An 18,905-nucleotide genomic window follows, 5' to 3' on the forward strand; every position below is an offset into this window, starting at 1 on the left:
ATGGTCTGACCAATTTAACACTTAGTAAATGTGCAATTATTTAAACGTTATATAACAGCGCTAATTAATTTCATCTTGTTTACATTCAAGTAGGAAGGCTATTAGTTTTCTACAGAATAGATTTAATCTATCATGCCCTTTCAGTGTTTTTTGTTTTGTTTATTTTTAATAAAATCATATGGTTAAAATTATATGCGTGTAATGTATGTTAATGTTAGGCTACATTGAAATTGTTGAATACGTATGCATAAAGTTGTTAATAAAATAAATCTGGCGTTAATATTCATCCTGACAACAAAATTAGCTCGCCTTGTTTAACTATCACTTAAACATTGAACGCGGGTATCACAATATGGGTAACGGGAAAACATTATGTCTATGTTCAAACCAAGTATATTAACTTTGGCATTAACAGCTGCAGGCTTATCAAGCTTTGCTACACAGGCTGCTCAAGAAGATACAATAAAAAAAGATGATGTAGAAGTTATCGAAGTTAAAGGCTTTCGTGGCAGTGTTGTAGAATCAATCAACACAAAACGTTTTTCTACACAGGTTGTAGAATCTATTTCTGCAGAAGATATAGGTAAGCTGCCAGACTCTTCAATTGCTGAATCGATTGCGCGTTTACCCGGTTTAACCGCACAGCGCTTAGACGGCCGAGCAAGTCGTGTCTCTATTCGTGGTTTTGGCGAGAATGAAAGTGGCACAACGTTTAACGGTCGTGAGCAGGTATCGATTGGTGATAACCGTGGTGTAGAGTTTGACCTTTATCCATCAGAAATAATGAGCGGTGTAACCGTTTATAAAACGCCAAATGCAAGTATTGATGCTGAAGGTATTGCCGGTGTTATTAATATGCAAACCGTGCGCCCTTTAAGTAAAGGCGAACGTGTTGTGCAAGTAAATGGGCAGTATGAGCAAACCAGCTTTGGTAAATTAAATCCAGACGGTAATGATGACGGTTACCGAGGCACTATTTCATACATTGACCAGTTTGCTGACGATACAATTGGTGTTGCCTTTGCTTTAAATACAATGAGTTCACCAAATCAAGAAAAACGTTGGAACTCATGGGGCTACCCAGAATTCACTGAAAATGGTAACGATTATTCAATTTTAGGTGGTGCTAAACCTTACGTGCGTTCATCAACGCTTGAGCGTGATTCTGCAATGCTTGTTTTAGAAGCGGCGCCTACTGACAAATTAAACATGACGTTTGATGCGTTATATGTAGATTTTACAGATGAAAAAATTCTACGCGGTATTGAAGTTCCATTTGCATGGGGACAAGGCAGTATTGATGCAAATAGTGTTGTAGTTGATGAAGCATCTGGCTTTATAACAAGTGCAGTAACACAAGGCCAACGTGTAGTAGTTCGAAACGATTATGAAGAACGCGAAGCCGAACTTACAGCTTTTGGTTTTAATACTAAATACGATATTGACGATTCGTGGTCAGTAGAGTTTGATGCAAGTTATTCACAAGTAGACCGTAAAATCTGGAGTGTTGAGAGCTACTCAGGCACTGGCCGTGGTGATGCTCGCGGTGTTGCAGATAACTTGGGTTACACATTTAATGGTGGTAACACTGGGGCTACTTTTTCACATGATTTAGATTATAGCGATTATGGTTTAATACAGTTAGGTGGCCCGCTATCGTGGGGTGCAAGCTCTGCACTTAACGATAAATATGGTTTAACTGGTACTGAGTATGAAAACCAAGCGCAAGATGGTTTTATTAATGCACCGACCATTGAAGATGAGCTATCAACATTAAAAATAGCGGCTTCAAAGGTATTAGAAAACGAGTACATAAGCTCTATTGAATTTGGTATGTCTTACAAAGAACGTGAGAAAACAAAAGATTCAGAAGGTTACTTTATGACGTTATCTAGCTTTTCGCTTGATAACCCAGGCATGCTTAATGTGCCAGAACAGTACCGAAACGGAAGTGTTGATTTAGGCTTTATAGGCATGGGCGATATGATTGCTTATGACGTAAATGGCTTAGTTAACGACGGTTATTACGACTTACTGGCAGAGAGCTTAACAAATACAAGTCATGCGACTAAATCGTGGACTGTAAAAGAAGAAATTACTTCTGCATTTATTCAAGCAAATATTAATGCTGAAGTAAGCGGTCTTGCATTAACGGGTAATGTGGGCGTGCGTTATGTACAAACTGATCAATCATCACAAGGTAATGCATTTAGTACTGTTGATGGTGTGGTTGTTACATCACCTACAAACATAAGTCATGATTACTCGCACGTATTACCTAGCTTAAACCTGTCACTTGCGATTGATGAGCAACAAACGATACGTTTTGGTGTTGCTAAAACAATTTCTCGTGCACGCTTAGACGAAATGAATTCATCAGTTAATGCTTCATATAATCAAACACCTGATGAAAATGGTAACTACTGGTCTGTATCGGGTGGTAACCCAAATTTAGAACCTAAAGAAGCAACCGGCTACGATTTTACTTACGAGAATTACTTTAGCGATGAAGGTTACTTCTCTGCTGCGTTTTTCTATAAAGATTTAACTCAGTGGATTTTTGACGGCACGTATGCAATTGATATGTCAGGCGTAGCTGACCCTTCAACAGGTGAAGTTCCTGCAACATCATCAGGTACAGGCAGCGGTAAAATAAATGGCGGCGGTGGCGATTTATATGGTTACGAGCTTTCACTAGCGTTACCATTTAAAATATTCCATCCATCTCTTGAAGGTTTTGGTTTAATTGCCAGCCATACTGGTATTGAGTCTGATATTGAAGATCAAAACGGTAACGATTACGAGCTACCAGGTCTTTCAGATAAAATTCAAAGCTTAACGGTTTACTACGAAATGCATGGTATGCAATTACGTACCAGTATGCGCAAACGCAGTGCCTTTAAAGGTGATGTATATGGTTTAGGTTTTAACACTGAACAAGTTGATATTTTAGGTGAAACTATTTGGGACGTTCAAGCAGGTTATGACTTCTCTGAGGCCGGCATTGAAAGCCTTGAAGGTTTATCTGTTCAGTTTCAAGTACAAAACTTAACTGAAGAACCGTTTACGTCACTTTCTGGCGATAATGCTCTACAAGTACGTGACTACCAAGATTACGGTCGTACTTACTTGTTAGGCTTTAGTTACAAGCTATAATAAAAGTTGTGTGTAGAAGCCCTTGTGATTTGTTTTACAAGGGCTTTTTTATAGCTAATTTATCAAACACTGATTAATACCAATTCGCTTAATTAAGTTTATTGAGCGCTGTATTAAAGCGTGGGCAATAATATGAAACCAATAAAACATGTCGTAATTGCAGGCGGTGGTACCGCAGGGTGGATAACAGCAGCACTGCTTAATAAAGTGTTAGGTAAAGTAATTAATATCACACTAATAGAATCATCAGCTATTGGTACGGTAGGAGTGGGTGAAGCAACGATACCGCCCATTATACAACTTAATAACGCGCTGGGTATAAACGAGCAAGATTTTATTAATGCCACTAATGCTTCAATAAAATTAGGTATTGAGTTCGAAAACTGGAAAACGCCAGGGCATAGCTACATGCATGCGTTTGGCTCGTTAGGTAAAGATTTTCCCTTCTGCGATTTTTATAACTTTTGGCTAAAAGGTCAAATTACGGGTTGCGAAGACGACTTATGGGATTTTTCACTCAATTACCAAGCGGCTAAACAGCATAAATTTGCACCCCTCAATACAATTCCTAATACCCAACTACCTGGGCTGAGTTACGCATATCATTTTGATGCGACGCTTTACGCTGAATACTTAAAAAAGTTGGCTATATCGCGCGGTGTTAAACACATAGATGCAAAAATAAGCCATGTTGAACAATGCGATACAGGCAATGTTAAAAGCCTAGCACTGGATAACGACAGTCAAATTAGTGGGGATTTATTTATAGATTGCACCGGGCTGCGTGCACTATTAATTGAACAAACACTAAATACAGGGTTTATTGATTGGTCTCATTACTTACCATGCGATAGTGCAGTAGCCGTACAAACAAAAAGTACTCATGAGCTTAAGCCCTATACGCGATCTATTGCACATAGTGCTGGTTGGCAATGGCAAATACCACTGCAAAATCGTATTGGTAATGGCCTTGTTTATTGCAGTAGATACTTGTCAGATGATGATGCTAAGCAGTTACTGCTAAAAAGCGTACCCGCTGAGCCAATTACAGAGCCCCGTATTATAAAATTCAAAACAGGTCGGCGTTTAAAGCAATGGCATAAAAATGTGGTGTCGGTTGGCCTCTCAAGTGGTTTTTTAGAGCCGCTAGAGTCAACCAGTATTCATTTAATTCAAACTGCGGTTACGCGTTTAATTAAGCTATTTCCACACAACGGTATTAGCGATGCGTTAGTAACGCAGTTTAATAAACAAAGCGTTATTGAATTAGAACACATACGTGATTTTATTATTTTGCATTATAAACTCACCGAGCGAGAAGACTCCCCGTTTTGGCGTCAATGCATGCAAATGGATATACCAAATTCCCTTACCCATAAACTGAATTTATTTAAACACACAGGCAAAGTAATACGTGAAGATGATGAACTATTCGCCGAAGTTGCTTGGCAGCAAGTCATGATAGGGCAAGGGCTTATCCCTGATGACTATAACAGTATTGTTGATTCACTAAGTGATGATCAACTGAGCGATTTATTTTCTACTTTAAAAACGTTGATCAGCTCAACTGTAACGCAATTACCAACTCACCAGAATTTTTTAGCCAGCATTAAAAAGGTATAACAATGCGATTTTTAAACACACTTTTACTAGTAAGCGCATGTAGCTTACCAAGCTTTAGTTATGCACTTAATGTAGAGCCTGCCAATTGGTGGGTAGGCATGAATAAAAATAACATTACAGTACTCGTGCATGAGCAAAATATAGCTAACGAAGAATTTAAATTAGATAAGTATAAAGGGGTTGAACTTAATAACGTAACACGTACCGACAAGCCTAATTATGCTTTCCTACATTTAAATATTAGCGATAACGCAAAAGCAGGAACGCTCAAGTTTAACAGCACTAATACAGCGCATAGCTTTGAGTTTCCTTTATTTACCCGAGATAAAAATAGCGCGCAACGCCAAGGTTTCACAAGTGCAGATGCTTTATATTTAATTAACCCAGATCGCTTTGTAAATGGCGACTCCACAAATGACACCGTTAAAAGCATGCTAGAAGCTGCAAACCCAGGTTTTAAAGGCGGGCGACATGGAGGGGATATTCAAGGTGTTATTAACGCATTACCGTATTTAAATAATTTAGGTGTAACACAGCTTTGGCTTACTCCAGTGCTTGAAAACAACATGCCAGATTACTCTTATCATGGTTACGCGATTACAGACTTTTACAACGTTGATCCGCGAATGGGATCAAATAATTTATACAAAACGTTATCAATAAAGGCTAAAGAGCAGGGCATTGGGCTTGTTATGGACATGGTGCTTAATCATTTTGGTTCTGAGCACCTGTGGATGAAGGATAAACCAACTCAAGATTGGATTAACTTTAATGGGCAGTTTGAAAATGGCAAAAATGCCACAAGCCATGCGCGCCAAACAATTCAAGATCCACACGCAAGTAACTACGATAAACGCCAGTTTAGCGATGGTTGGTTTGTCGCTAGCATGCCCGATTTAAACCAGCGCCAACCATTATTAAATGAGTATTTAATTCAAAATGCAATTTGGTGGATTGAATACTCAGATTTAAGCGGTATTCGTGTAGATACCTATTCTTATTCAGATAAAGCGTTTTTAAGTGATTGGACCAAGGCCATTATGGATGAATACCCACACTTTAATATTGTTGGCGAAGAGTGGACTTCAAACCCTGCAATAGCGTCGTATTGGCAGCGCGGTAAAGTTAATCAAGATGGGTATGTGTCAAGCTTACCCAGTGTGATGGACTTTTCGTTGCAAGAGGCGGTAATTCGAGCTTTAAATGAAGATGAAAGTTGGAGTACAGGCTGGGTTAAAGTATATCAGTCATTAGCTAACGATTTTTTATACCCAGACACCAATAACATTATGGTGTTTGCTGATAACCACGATATGAGCCGTGTATATACGGAGCTTGGGCAAGACTTAGCTAAAACTAAAATGGCGATGACTTTGTTTTTAACAACGCGCGGCATTGCACAAATATATTATGGAACCGAAATATTATTAGATAACACGCCGAGTAAAGATCATGGTGATATACGCATTGATTTTCCAGGTGGGTTTAAAAATCAAAACGCCAATGCGTTTACTGGAATAGGTTTAAGTAAAGAGCAGCGCGATATGCACAAGACTATAAGCACGCTACTTAACTTTAGAAAGCAAAGCCCGGCACTTACAAAGGGTAAGCTCGTTCATTTCAGCCCGAACAATGGTGTGTATAGTTATGCTCGCGTTAGTGATACGCAAACAGTATTAGTTTTTATGAATAAAAACAAAGTAAAACAAAAGCATAATCTTGATTACATGCAAGAAGTTATACCAAAAAATGCCAATGCGAAGGCATTATTCACACAACACACTTTTAAACTAACTAACAGTATTAACTTAAAGCCAATGGCTGCTACGGTATTAGTGATTAATACGCCGTGAATGTTTAAGTGAATACGTATGCAGCAACTGTATGCTTGCTGCAGATATCTTTAGTATAAAGCTATAACACTACTGACAAAAAGACACACAATGAAAAAATCAGTTTATGTACCCGCATTACTGTGCAGCGCACTTATAACAAGTGCGTGCTCAGACAATAATGAAACCGAACAACAGCAAGCGCCTAAACAGGCGCAAAATGAGTTAACAAAGCCTGTTGTATACCAAGTATTTACACGCTTATTTGGCAACACACAGACCGCGAATGTGCCTTGGGGTACAAAAGAGCAAAATGGTGTAGGTAAATTTGCCGATTTTAACGATGCTGCACTTAAAGGTATTAAAGAATTGGGGACAACCCATGTTTGGTATACCGGTGTTTTACATCATGCGCTAGTGGGCGATTATACCGAGTATGGAATTACGCAAGATGACCCTGATGTAGTTAAAGGCCGTGCAGGTTCACCTTATGCAATAAAAGATTACTACGACGTAAACCCAGATTTAGCCATAAATGTGACCAATAGAATGGGTGAGTTTAGTGATCTGATTGAACGCACTCATAAGCATGGCATGAAAGTGGTTATAGATATTGTACCTAACCATGTGGCTCGTAATTATAAATCAGTAGCAAAACCCAAGGGAATAAATGACTTTGGTGAACAAGACGACACCAGCAAAGAGTACGATAAAAATAATAACTTTTATTATGTACCAGGTCAGTCTTTTCAGGTTCCAACATCACAAAGCTATCTAGTTTTAGGGGGGAGTACTCACCCTTTAGCTGACGGTTTTTTTGATGAAACCCCAGCAAAATGGACGGGTAATGGTGCGCGTGCACCAAAGCCAGATATTAACGATTGGTACGAAACCGTAAGAGTGAATTATGGCGTTAAGCCTGATGGCAGCTATGACTTTCCTGCATTACCTAAAGAACTAGAAAACCAAGATTATCGCGCTCATTATGCGTTTTGGCAAAATAAAGAGCTTCCTAATAGTTGGTATAAATTTAGAGACATCACTTTGTACTGGCTTGATAAAGGCGTAGATGGCTTTAGGTACGATATGGCCGAAATGGTGCCGGTTGAATTTTGGAGCTTTTTAAATTCATCAATAAAAATGCAAAAGCCCGATGCGTTTTTATTGGCTGAAGTTTACAACCCACAAATGTACAGAGCGTATATTCAGCAAGGAAAAATGGATTACTTGTATGACAAAGTCGGCTTTTACGACACATTAAAAGCCATTATGCAGGGTAAGCAAGCTGCTAATACTATTTTTGCAGCCCAAAGCCAAGTGGCTGATATTGAAGCGCACATGCTGCACTTTTTAGAAAATCACGACGAACAACGCATTGCGAGCCCTGATTTTGCAGGTGATGCACGCTGGGGGAAACCAGCAATGGTCGTTTCTAGCTTAATGAGTCGCGCACCTACTTTATTATATTTTGCCCAAGATGTGGGGGAGGACGGATCTGAAAACGCAGGTTTTGGCACATCTACCCGCACCAGTATTTTTGACTACATTGGTGTACCAGCGCATCAAGCATGGATGAACAACGGCAAATTCGACGGCGCTAACTTATCGAGCGAGCAAGCATCACTTCGTGATTATTATAAGTCAATAATGGCTCTCAATAGTTTGCCCGCTGTTGTAGGTGGAACCATGTCAGAGCTTTCACTTAGCAATAGCGAACGCGTTGTTGGTTTTGTACGCTCGCTGGGACAGCAATCTATTTATGTTTTTAGTAATTTTAGTGAGGAGCCACAAACGGTATTAATTAATTTAACACCAGAGCAAGCAAATACCTTTGAGCGAAATAAACCGCTACACGACTTACTTGAGCAAAATACGGTAAAGATCATCACTGACAAAGAAGTTACAAAGCTTATGCTTTCGCTAGATGCATTTAGTAGCGCAGTTTTAACTAATAAGGCTAATCATGAATAATCAAAATAATAATTATGACAGCAACAAACCAAATCTAAGTTTTTGGCAAATATGGAATATGTGCTTTGGCTTTTTAGGTATTCAATTTGGTTTTGCACTACAAAACGGCAATGTGAGCCGTATTTTTCAAACCCTAGGCGCACAAGTGGATGATATTCCTATTTTATGGGTTGCAGCACCGCTAACGGGCTTAATAGTGCAACCAATAATTGGTTATTGGAGTGATAAAACATGGGGGCGTTTTGGTCGTCGTCGTCCATTCTTTTTCATAGGGGCGGTACTTACTACTATCTCACTCTTTATCATGCCGCATTCACCAACCCTTTGGATTGCTGCAGGTATGTTATGGATTATGGATGCCTCAATCAATGTCACTATGGAACCTTTTAGAGCACTTGTAGGCGATAACCTGCCAGAAAAACAACGTGCTACGGGCTATGGCTTGCAAAGCTTTTTTATTGGTATTGGTGCGGTATTAGCCTCAGCGCTACCATGGATGATGACCAATTGGTTTGACGTAAGTAATACCGCTGCGCCAGGGCAAATCCCTGAATCTGTTAAATATTCATTTTATTGGGGTGGGGTCGTATTGCTAGTCGCAGTTCTTTGGACAGTTATGCGAACCAAAGAATATAGTCCTGAGCAATTAGCTGCTTTTGAAAACCACACTGCCAAACCGACTAACACTGCATTAGTAGATATCAACTTTAATAAAGGTGCCATTATTTTTGTGGTGCTAGGTTTAGCAACCCTTGCATTAGTAATGGGTTTATCGCTTGAAAAAGAGTTATACCTACTTGCTGGTGGCTTACTAGCGTTTGGTATTGTGCAGTGGATAGCAAGCGCATTAAAGGCTGCTAACAAAATACAAGGCGGTTTTTACCAAGTAGTACAAGATGTATTTACCATGCCAGAGGCAATGAAGCAGCTTGCTTGGGTGCAGTTTTTTAGCTGGTTTACGTTGTTTGCTATGTGGATATACACCACAGCCGCAGTAACAAGCTTTCATTACGGCAGCAGTGATGCAACAAGTAAAGCCTTTAACGATGGGGCTGATTGGGTCGGTATTTTATTTGCAGCTTACAATGGCTTTGCGGCTATTGCCGCTATGTGTATTCCATTCTTAGTTAAAAAGATGGGCTTAAAAGGCGCACATTGCTTTAACTTACTACTAGGTGCATTAGGTCTTGCGAGCTTTATGTTTATAACAGATCCAAAAATGCTTCTTATTCCAATGATAGGTGTTGGCTTTGCATGGGCTTCTATTTTATCGCTTCCTTATGCAATGTTAAGTAATGCATTACCGAGTAATAAAATGGGCGTGTATATGGGTATTTTTAACTTCTTTATTGTTATACCGCAATTGCTTGCTGCTAGTATTTTAGGGCTTATTTTACGCCACGTATTTTCTAACCAGCCTATTTACGCATTATTAATTGGTGCTGCATCATTCGTTGTTGCTGCGATTGCTGTAATGCGCGTTAAAAATTCAAACTAAGGGTCACACAATGAAAAAATATAACCTTATTACTACCGCTCTTTTAACTTTGGGCTTAACAGCCTGTGGTGCACAAAATACGAATAACGAAAATATTGACGCTACAGTTTCAGCAGCTCCTGGCGCACCAGGTGCTGAACCATATTGGGCTTACGCGGGTAAAACCGGAATTGGTACTTCTTTTGAGCAATACCAAAACGGCCAATATAATAACAACGCTGCGACAGGTGAAGTATCAAAAGTATGGTTTTCAATTGCCAAAGGTATGATCACCGAAACTATGTTTGGACTCATTCACCAAGCTCAAATTAAAGATATGCAGTTTGTAGTAACCGGTAAAGATTTTACAGTCACTGAAGCTGACGACTTAGCCGTTACAATTGATTACTTACATAAAGACGATAAAGGCAGACCACTATCGCTTGCTTACAAAGTAACAAGTACAGATAAGAAAGGGCGTTTTACCCTCGAAAAACACATATTCACCGACCCTGACGGACAAACATTGTTTGTACGCAGTATTTTTAATACATCACTTAAAGGCGTGAAAGCGTATGTTGCTGTTAATCCTTATATAAACAACAACGGCTTAGGTGATTTTGCAAAAACCACTGAGCAAGGCTTAGTAGCATGGGAAGATGATAATTTTTTAACGTTGCAATCATCTACGCCATTCAAAATGCAAAGTGTAGGCTTTACAGGTGTGAGCGATGGCATCACCTCACTTAAAAAACAACACACACTAAGCAAAAAATATTCAAACACAGGCGATAAGGCCGGTAACGTCACTCTGCTGGGAGAGCTTGGTAATATCGATAGTAATACCACATTTGATTTAACACTAAGCTTTGGTAAAACGCAGCAGCAAAGCCAGCAACAAGGTGCACAGAGCTTATCTAAAGGTTATCAAAATGTGCTTGATGCCTACAACGGTAAAGGTGATGCGCTAGGCTGGGAAGATTATTTACAAAGCCTTGAGCCATTAAATACAATGGTTAAGCAAACAGCCGATGACGGTAAGCTACTTTACACCAGTGCAATGGTACTAAAAGCGCAAGAAGACAAAACTAATGCGGGTGCGCTCATTGCCTCACTTTCTAATCCTTGGGGTGAAACTGTTTCAGCCAAAGAGGGTTCGACTGGTTACAAAGCGGTATGGGTTCGTGATTTTTATCAAGTAGCTATGGCATTTATGGCCTTAGGCGATACCGCCACTGCAAAAACGGCCTTCGAATACCTTGAAAAAGTACAAGTTACTAGCAAAACCCCGGGTAACAATGGTGATACAGGATGGTTTTTACAAAAAACACATGTTGATGGTGAACTTGAATGGGTAGGGGTACAGCTAGATCAAACGGCTATGCCAATTATGCTCGCGTGGAAGTTACATCAAGCAAACGTACTAAGTGATAACGAACTTAAAGATTGGTATGCACGCATGCTAAAACCGGCAGCTGACTTTTTAGTTGATGGCGGAAGAGCTAAAATTTTATGGAACGACATGCAAATCACTCCACCCGCAACACAGCAAGAGCGCTGGGAAGAGCAAAGTGGTTATTCTCCCTCTACAACGGCTGCCGTTGTTGCTGGCCTTATAACAGCCAGTGACATAGCAACACTCAGTGGTGATACTCAAAATGCAGATCGTTATTTAGCAACGGCTAAAAAGTACAACCGTGATATAGAATCGCAAATGTTTACCACCGAAGGTAATTTAAAAGGTGATAGCACCGATGGCGAGTATTTTATTCGTATAGGTCAAGACACCGACGCTAACTCTAATACTAAAATTAACGCCAACAATGGCCGTGAAGGTTTTAACAAAAAGCAGATTTTAGACGGTGGTTTTTTAGAATTAGTCCGCTATGGAGTAAGAAGTGCCAACGATTCAAGTATAGTTAAAACCCTACCTGAGTATGACGACGAAACGCTTGAAGATAACTTACAAGTTAAATACAGCTTTAACTTTACCGATGGAAGCGGCACATTTGCAGGCTATCGCCGTTATGGCAACGACGGTTACGGCGAAGATGAAACCACAGGTACTAATTACGCCGAAAGCGGGAGCAACACGCCAGGCCAACGTGGTCGTGTATGGCCATTTTTTACAGGCGAACGCGGACACTATGAAATAGCAGCTGCAAATGCAAATAATGCGCTTGATGATGCAAAACAAGCGGACATTAAAAATAGTTACGTAAAAGGTTTAGAGCAGTTTGCTAATAGCGGCATGATGCTACCTGAGCAAGTATGGGATGGCGTGGGTGTAAATAAAGCAGGTTATGCGTTAGGTGAGGGCACAAACTCAGCAACACCTCTAGCTTGGACACACGCAGAATACATTAAGCTTGTACGCTCACTCAGTGATAAACAAGTTTGGGACTATTATCCGGTGGTTGCCGAGTCTCTAAAAAAATAATATATAATACCAATTCGCTTAATTAAGTGATCTATTTTGAGGCAGGAAAAACGTGTTGATAGCTAGGCAAAAAATTCGCTATTTAGTTGTTCTAAATAAGAGTTTTTTAACGCAGTTAGCGACACGTTTAGCCCCGCAAAATGATTAAGTATTATTGCGGATTGGTATAAAATGCTGTAGTTATTAAAAAAGGCTTCTAAATTTATTTAGAAGCCTTTTTGTTATGTACTCACTTAATATTAAAACAAAAAAATGCTCTTCAAATAAAATGAATGTCACTTTTTAGTTACATTATTTGAGGCCACACTTATTATCAAACCATGATAACAACTCGGTATAAAATTCTTTTTTATGATCGTAGAAAAGCGTATCAGAAAAGTGATCGGCATCTTCAAGCTCAATATATTTAAAGTCTTTTTTGTACTTTTCAAGCTCAGATACGAAGTCTCTACTGTGTTTTACTGGAACACGACTGTCGATATCACCATGCACAACCAGTATCGGAATATTTACTTTATTTACTTGCTCTACAGGGGATACACCTGTAATCGTAGGGCGTTGTAAAATACTTAAAAAGCGATTTTCGTTAAGAGTTGCATTGATACGACTTAAATCACTTACACCCGCACCGGCAACAACACATTTATATATGTTGTTTTCACGCATAGATGCAGCAAATGCAGCATAACCGCCATAACTCCAACCAAATAAAGCGAGTTTATCTTTTGTCGCTAAGCCTTTATCTATCAAATATTGTGCGGCGTCGTCTAAATCATCTTGTTTTTTCAAGCCCCAGTTATTATCACCGGCTATCCAATGCTCCAGACCGTACCCCGTAGATCCACGATAGTTTGGTTGAATAACTACGTAACCATGATAGGCGAGTAACTGCGCCCAGTCATCAAATACAACAGAGTCACGCACCCAAGGACCACCGTGAGGAAGTACTATCGCAGGGTAAGGACCTTTAGTCGCAGGGATGGTTACATACGCTTTTATTTTGCGTCCATCTCTTGCTTTATAAGAGATATATTTAACGGATCCTAATTTACTTTTATCAATAAACGGAAGTCGGTCACCAATTTTAGTCAGCTTCTGCTTATTAGTAACAATGTAATAGCTGCCTGGGTTATCGTCAGCAGATACTCTCACCACTAATACGTTATCGTTATCAGAGCTACTAATGATTTGTACAAATTTATCTTTAAATAAAGAAGCAACAGATTCGTTAAGTGCTTGAAGGTTTGGGTCTGTGAAATAAAACTTAGGCTGCTTGGTTGTATAGCGAAAGCCTTGTAAAGTACCGTCGGTATCAAGTATAACACCGTCTGTATCTACAGATTTAAGACCAAATTGACGTTCAGAATACTGACCTGTTTTAATATTGTAAATATAAATGCCAGTCGTATTTTCGCCTAAGTTGGCGTTAACATAAACTTCGTTAGGGTTACCTTTTGCAAATCCTAATATCTCAAAGTTTTCACGCTTTTTAGGACTAACTTGCTTAATTACTTTCCAATCATCATTGCCTTTATCTCGGGCATAATAATCGATTGCGTTATCAGATTTATTCCAACCTTGGGCTATTCTTATTTCACCATCGTAGTCAGAAACAAACGAGCCTGATACTTTTTCATTTCCGCGCATTACAGTAACGCTTCGTCCAGTGTTAATATTAAATCTCACTACATCTGGAATGTAGTTATTATTAATATCAACCTCTACAAGTACTTCATCTTTTTTGTCTGGAAGTATATTTATTATATTAAATTGAACATTTCGCTTTTTCTTAAATGGTAATAACCAGTCGCCTTTACCATCAGCATCAGTTATTGCAAACTTATTAACCCAGTATTTGCGACTTCCATCTTCTAGTATTTGTCTAAACATAACGCCAATTTTTTCATCGTTTAACCATACGATGGAAGATATCAGCATTTTATCAGCGCCCAACCTTACGGGGTCTGCTTCTAGGTTATTTGGATCTCTTATCTCAATTATATAGTCACCATTTTTGGTAGTCGCTCTTAAAATAGCAAGCTTCTTACCATCAGGTGATGCTACAACACTACGGATAGCCGATGACATTGAGAAAGCATCGATACTGCTTACTTGTGTCGCATCTTCAGTTTCGCTATTAGCGAAAGAAGATAGGCTTAGTAAGGTAAATCCTACTAACATTCTTTTTTTAAGTTTCATTTTTTATTCCCTCAAAAAAAATGGCCTAAAATTTTAGGCCATCTGGATTGAATATATACTCAGCCAATTCTAATTAAAAAGAAGCTGTAAAACTGATGTATGGGCTACGTCCTGATGTATCATAACCAACACCTAGAGGGATGTTAGTATTTGAGAAAGAACCATTTGGATCTACTTTTGGTGGAGCTTCATTAAATACGTTACGTACACCAAAGTTCACTTTATACGCATCGTTAGACCAAGTCATACCGATGTTATGTACAAAGTAGTCATCAGTGAAACCAACAGGGCGACATTTAAGTGGAGCACCATTTGCGTCAGTTAAACCACGACAACCTGCAGTACCTTCTTCGAATTCACCTAAATCATCTTCATCTTCACGACCTTTACCGATGAAACGTGTTTCCCAGTTAAACCTAAAATCAGAATATTTAAGTTGTAAGCGTGCTGTACCGCGCCATTCTGGTGAATCTGGCTCACCCATATTGTCATCAATAGTACCAAGTACATCAAAAACTTGCTCTGTCATACGCGTAGCTTGAAGGTCTAGTGTAATACCTAAGTTTTCTTCTGCAATTACCGTATCTGTTTCAAAGTAGATATTGTAATCAAAACCTTTAGAAGAGATTAAACCAATATTGATAAAGCTAGCATCAACTAAATCAATTTGACCATTTTCGTCACGGCCGATACGGCTACAAAAAGCATCATTACCATCAGCAGAATAACACTGACCAATACTGTAGAAAGCACTTGGCTCTGCAATACTATTTGTTACTTCAATATCAAAACGAGTTAATGACATTGTTAAATCAAATGCATCAGTGAACGGTTGTTCAAAGATAAAACCGTATGTTTTAGCCACTGATGTTTCAGCACTAAGTTCAGTTGTACCGCCAGTTTCAATCTCAGCGCTGTAAGTAGCAGTATATGAATCAGTCCCACCTTGACCTAAACCAAGAGTAGTTGGATCAATACCTGATGCTTGACAAGCGTTTAGTACCGCTGTATCGCGTGTTTCTTCAGCTGCATTATATGTAGCTGCTGAACCTGGGTTCAATGGGTCAATATTACGAGCATCTTCCGGAACAACACATGGATCGGCAACTGTATTAAAACCAGACGTACCGTTTAAGAAACGTTCACGTAAGTTTGGCGCTCTATAAGAAGTACCTTTTGTAGCACGAAGAGTAAACCAATCAACAGGACGGTAGATAGTTTTAAGACTATAAGTTGATTCAGCATCGTAGAAAGATTCTTCAGAAACACGGCCAGAAGCTGTAAATGTAAGTTCTTCAGCACCTTTAACTCCTTTAAGTAAAGGGAAGTCAACTTCTGTGAATATTTCTTTTAGATTACGAGAACCATCAGCGCCTTGGTCAGCAAAGTAGCCCCATAGTAAGCCTTGTGATGCTGCTGCATTAGGATTTGATTCAATCTCATCACGACGATATTCAATACCAACGATACCTGCAACAGTTTCGTTATTCCATGGTAGTGCGAAGAAGTCACCACCCATGAATGCATTAAAAACAAACTGGTTTACTTTAGTTTCGATGTCGCGGTCAATAAATAAATAGGCCGCTTCTTCAGGTGAAAGCGTACCGCCACCTTCTTGGTAAATACTATCTGCAAATAAATTAACAGGAACACATCCATCAGAACCGGTACCACAGGTAACAGTACCATCATCATTAAGAACAGCGGTTTCTAATGAGTTAATTAAGCGTTCTTCATCAATACCAACACGGTGGTCAGTACCTTTAGATGCGCTGTACGATACAGACGCGTCGTAGTACCAATTGTCTAAACCAATGTTTTCGAACATACCAAGATTACCAGTAACACCGGTAACTAAACGATATTGTGAAACTTCAACTTCAGTTTGATCACGGTCACCACGAATATTGATGATTGGCTGAACGGCCTCAGGTCCACCAGGGCCCACACCTAACACGCCAAAACAGTCAATACCGTTTGTTCCACAAGGGTTATATGGGTTTGATGCCGCTACTTGTTGAAATATTTGTGCACCAGGGCTAAAAATTGGTGATTTACGACTCGCATATAAACCTTCGTAGTAGAAAGTTGTATCGTTATCATCTTGGAAGTTATATTCACCATTAAGCATTAATGAAATACGTTCATTTTTACTTCTGTAATCACCACTTTTGTAGTAATCAGATTGTTGGAAAGCGTATAGAGGGTCTTGGAAATCAACGTCACGGAAACCATCTCCGTTACCATCAACAAATACACCATCATTAATACCATCGCCATCGAAATCGCCAGCTACCCATGAAGGTAAAAATCCTTCAAGACTTGATGGTACAGTTGATTCGCTGAAGTTTGGAATACCAGTGTTTGTAAAGTTAGGAGTGTAATAAACACTACCAAAGAAAGAAGGTACGCTAATACGATTTGTTAGAGGGAAAATATCACATGAATCTTCACCACTCGCCACAGGACCATAGCCACTGTTTCTCGTTACGATACTGCCATCTTCAGCTTCCCAAATACGCTCTTCACACCCTTTAACAAAAGGGTTACCAGATAAAGATTGAGATTTTTGTTCTGAATATTCAACGCCTACAGTGATAAAACCATTATCCATGGTTTTGCCCCACATACCCGAAAGTACAGTTTCTTCACCGCCTTCACCTTTAGGTTGACGATAAGATGCATCAAAAATAAAACCTTCCACATCTTTTTTCAATATTACGTTAGCTACACCCGCTACCGCATCAGAACCATAAACGGTTGATGCGCCATCAAATAAATTCTCTACACGCTCAATCATTACGCCAGGTATTAAATTTAAATCAGGTGATGTTGGTGCACCACCAACGCCAGCAGGAGCCATTCTTCGGCCATTAATAAGCACAAGAGTTCGTTCAGCACCTAAACCACGAAATCCGATTGTTGCAGCGCCCGGACCGTTATCTAGTACAAAACCACCAAATGTATTATCTATTTGAGCACCAGCCGCTTGGCTGGTCGATTGAAGCATTGAGCCTGCATCAAATAAACCCATTTCACGAGATAAGTCGCCATTGATAATTTGAATTGGTGATGCATTTGAAAATTCAGCTTTTCTTATACGTGAGCCTGTTACAACTATTCGTTCAGGTGCTTCTTCTTCTAATTCTACGTCTGAATTCAAGTCGTTTTCTTGAGCTAGCGCGTTAGGCGCTAAGGCTACAGAGCCTAGCAATAAAGAGTACCTTATTGCATTTGATAGAGCTTTAGTTTTAAACATATGTAAATCCCTGAGATATTATTGTTATTTAAGCTATAAAGTTACAGAGTAAGGTTATAGCGGCACAATAAATTTACATTACAGAAACAGAATAGTAAATACAGTTAACAGTTTGCTGTTGCTAAGGAATGTGTAATTGATGTTTTTTTGATGAAAAAGTATAGTTTTTTGGGTGGTGTTTTTTTTAATTTATTGTTTATTATATGATTTTGTTGTTTGTAAATGAATGTGAACAGATGTAATCAGTATTTGCTTAATAAAGAAGGCTCAGCTTGACCTTCTAGGAGTGAGAATAGGATTTAATAGGGCACTTTGTACTTATTCACCACATATCAATTTTAATAAGTTCTCTACTACATTTGCCCAGCAACAGTGGTGTTTCGATCTATTGTAGTTAGTTGTGGGTTTACGTAACTTGTAATGACTGTAATAACAAAGCCGATGCAACAAATTTTGGTACGTTAATATTAGCTTCTTTAAGCGCACGAATAACAAAATAGCAACTGAATTGCTTGCAGCAAACAATGCGTTAAATTTTATGTTATTAGCGATAAGTGAACGGTGTGATACCTCAATTATTCAGTGGGTATAGTATTAGCCATTTTTCGCTCTCTTATTTTAACGTTATTAGCAAGTAATGCGCTAAATGATGTAAAACAAGCTGATATTAAAAATAGTTATGTAAAAGAGTTAGGGTAATTTGCTAATAGCGGCATTTTTTTACCAAAATAAGCGTGGGATGTATAGGTGTAAATAAAGCAGGTTATAAGTTGGGTGAGGACACAAACTCAGCTACACCTGAAGTTTGGATACATGCAAAATATATTAAGCTGGTACGTTTACTCAATGGTAAACGAGTTTGGGATCATTATTTGGTGGTTTTCGAGTCATTTAAGTAATGATTTTGAAATTATATGACATAAAAAAAGATTTTAATTAGGCGTTTTT

The 18,905-nt window shown here is 39.0% G+C and carries 8 protein-coding genes and 1 pseudogene; 7 read left to right on the plus strand and 2 right to left on the minus strand.

Annotated elements, in window-relative coordinates; translation table 11 throughout:
• Positions 1-372: 372 nt before the first annotated feature.
• The 6 genes from GQR38_RS01215 to GQR38_RS01240 all read left to right on the plus strand — a co-directional run bounded on the left by GQR38_RS01215 (position 373) and on the right by GQR38_RS01240 (position 12,499).
• Positions 373-3,156 (plus strand): TonB-dependent receptor, encoded by a 2,784-nt coding sequence (locus GQR38_RS01215; RefSeq protein ID WP_024590099.1) that lies wholly within the window; start codon positions 373-375, stop codon positions 3,154-3,156.
• Positions 3,157-3,288: 132 nt separating this feature from the next.
• Positions 3,289-4,779, plus strand: coding sequence for a tryptophan halogenase family protein (locus tag GQR38_RS01220; protein ID WP_165721513.1), 1,491 nt, complete (start codon positions 3,289-3,291; stop codon positions 4,777-4,779).
• A 2-nt stretch (positions 4,780-4,781) separates the two neighbouring features.
• Complete coding sequence (locus GQR38_RS01225) at positions 4,782-6,632, plus strand: glycoside hydrolase family 13 protein (RefSeq protein WP_165721514.1); 1,851 nt, start codon at positions 4,782-4,784, stop codon at positions 6,630-6,632.
• Positions 6,633-6,722: 90 nt separating this feature from the next.
• The gene (locus tag GQR38_RS01230) at positions 6,723-8,582 is read left to right on the plus strand and encodes an alpha-amylase family glycosyl hydrolase (protein WP_165721515.1); all 1,860 of its coding nucleotides are present in this window, start codon (positions 6,723-6,725) and stop codon (positions 8,580-8,582) included.
• On the plus strand, positions 8,575-10,080 hold the full coding sequence (locus GQR38_RS01235) for an MFS transporter (RefSeq protein WP_010555040.1): 1,506 nt from the start codon (positions 8,575-8,577) through the stop codon (positions 10,078-10,080). Before GQR38_RS01230 ends, GQR38_RS01235 begins: the two co-directional genes overlap by 8 nt.
• 10 nt (positions 10,081-10,090) lie before the next feature.
• Positions 10,091-12,499 (plus strand): glucan 1,4-alpha-glucosidase, encoded by a 2,409-nt coding sequence (locus GQR38_RS01240; protein WP_165721516.1) that lies wholly within the window; start codon positions 10,091-10,093, stop codon positions 12,497-12,499.
• 291 nt (positions 12,500-12,790) lie between these two features.
• Here the strand turns inward: GQR38_RS01240 and GQR38_RS01245 are convergent, their stop codons facing one another.
• Positions 12,791-14,698 carry a prolyl oligopeptidase family serine peptidase gene (locus GQR38_RS01245; protein ID WP_165721517.1) on the minus strand — a complete coding sequence of 636 codons (1,908 nt, stop codon included), beginning with the start codon at positions 14,696-14,698 and terminating at the stop codon, positions 12,791-12,793.
• Between the two features lie 73 nt (positions 14,699-14,771).
• Positions 14,772-17,957, minus strand: coding sequence for a TonB-dependent receptor (locus GQR38_RS01250; RefSeq protein WP_101164482.1), 3,186 nt, complete (start codon positions 17,955-17,957; stop codon positions 14,772-14,774).
• 630 nt (positions 17,958-18,587) lie between these two features.
• Here GQR38_RS01250 and GQR38_RS20450 point away from each other — a divergent pair.
• A pseudogene (locus GQR38_RS20450) lies at positions 18,588-18,856 on the plus strand (glucan 1,4-alpha-glucosidase); the annotation flags it as partial.
• Positions 18,857-18,905 lie beyond the last annotated feature (49 nt).

Source organism: Pseudoalteromonas sp. c7(2019), assembly GCF_011378625.1.
GTDB classification, from domain to species: domain Bacteria; phylum Pseudomonadota; class Gammaproteobacteria; order Enterobacterales; family Alteromonadaceae; genus Pseudoalteromonas; species Pseudoalteromonas arctica.

Excerpts from the sequence above, each read along its gene's own strand:
- GQR38_RS01215 (WP_024590099.1), top strand. The coding sequence starts at position 373 with ATGTCTATGTTCAAACCAAGTATATTAACTTTGGCATTAACAGCTGCA.
- GQR38_RS01220 (WP_165721513.1), top strand. The coding sequence starts at position 3,289 with ATGAAACCAATAAAACATGTCGTAATTGCAGGCGGTGGTACCGCAGGG.
- GQR38_RS01225 (WP_165721514.1), top strand. The coding sequence starts at position 4,782 with ATGCGATTTTTAAACACACTTTTACTAGTAAGCGCATGTAGCTTACCA.
- GQR38_RS01230 (WP_165721515.1), top strand. The coding sequence starts at position 6,723 with ATGAAAAAATCAGTTTATGTACCCGCATTACTGTGCAGCGCACTTATA.
- GQR38_RS01235 (WP_010555040.1), top strand. The coding sequence starts at position 8,575 with ATGAATAATCAAAATAATAATTATGACAGCAACAAACCAAATCTAAGT.
- GQR38_RS01240 (WP_165721516.1), top strand. The coding sequence starts at position 10,091 with ATGAAAAAATATAACCTTATTACTACCGCTCTTTTAACTTTGGGCTTA.
- GQR38_RS01245 (WP_165721517.1), bottom strand. The coding sequence starts at position 14,698 with ATGAAACTTAAAAAAAGAATGTTAGTAGGATTTACCTTACTAAGCCTA.
- GQR38_RS01250 (WP_101164482.1), bottom strand. The coding sequence starts at position 17,957 with ATGTTTAAAACTAAAGCTCTATCAAATGCAATAAGGTACTCTTTATTG.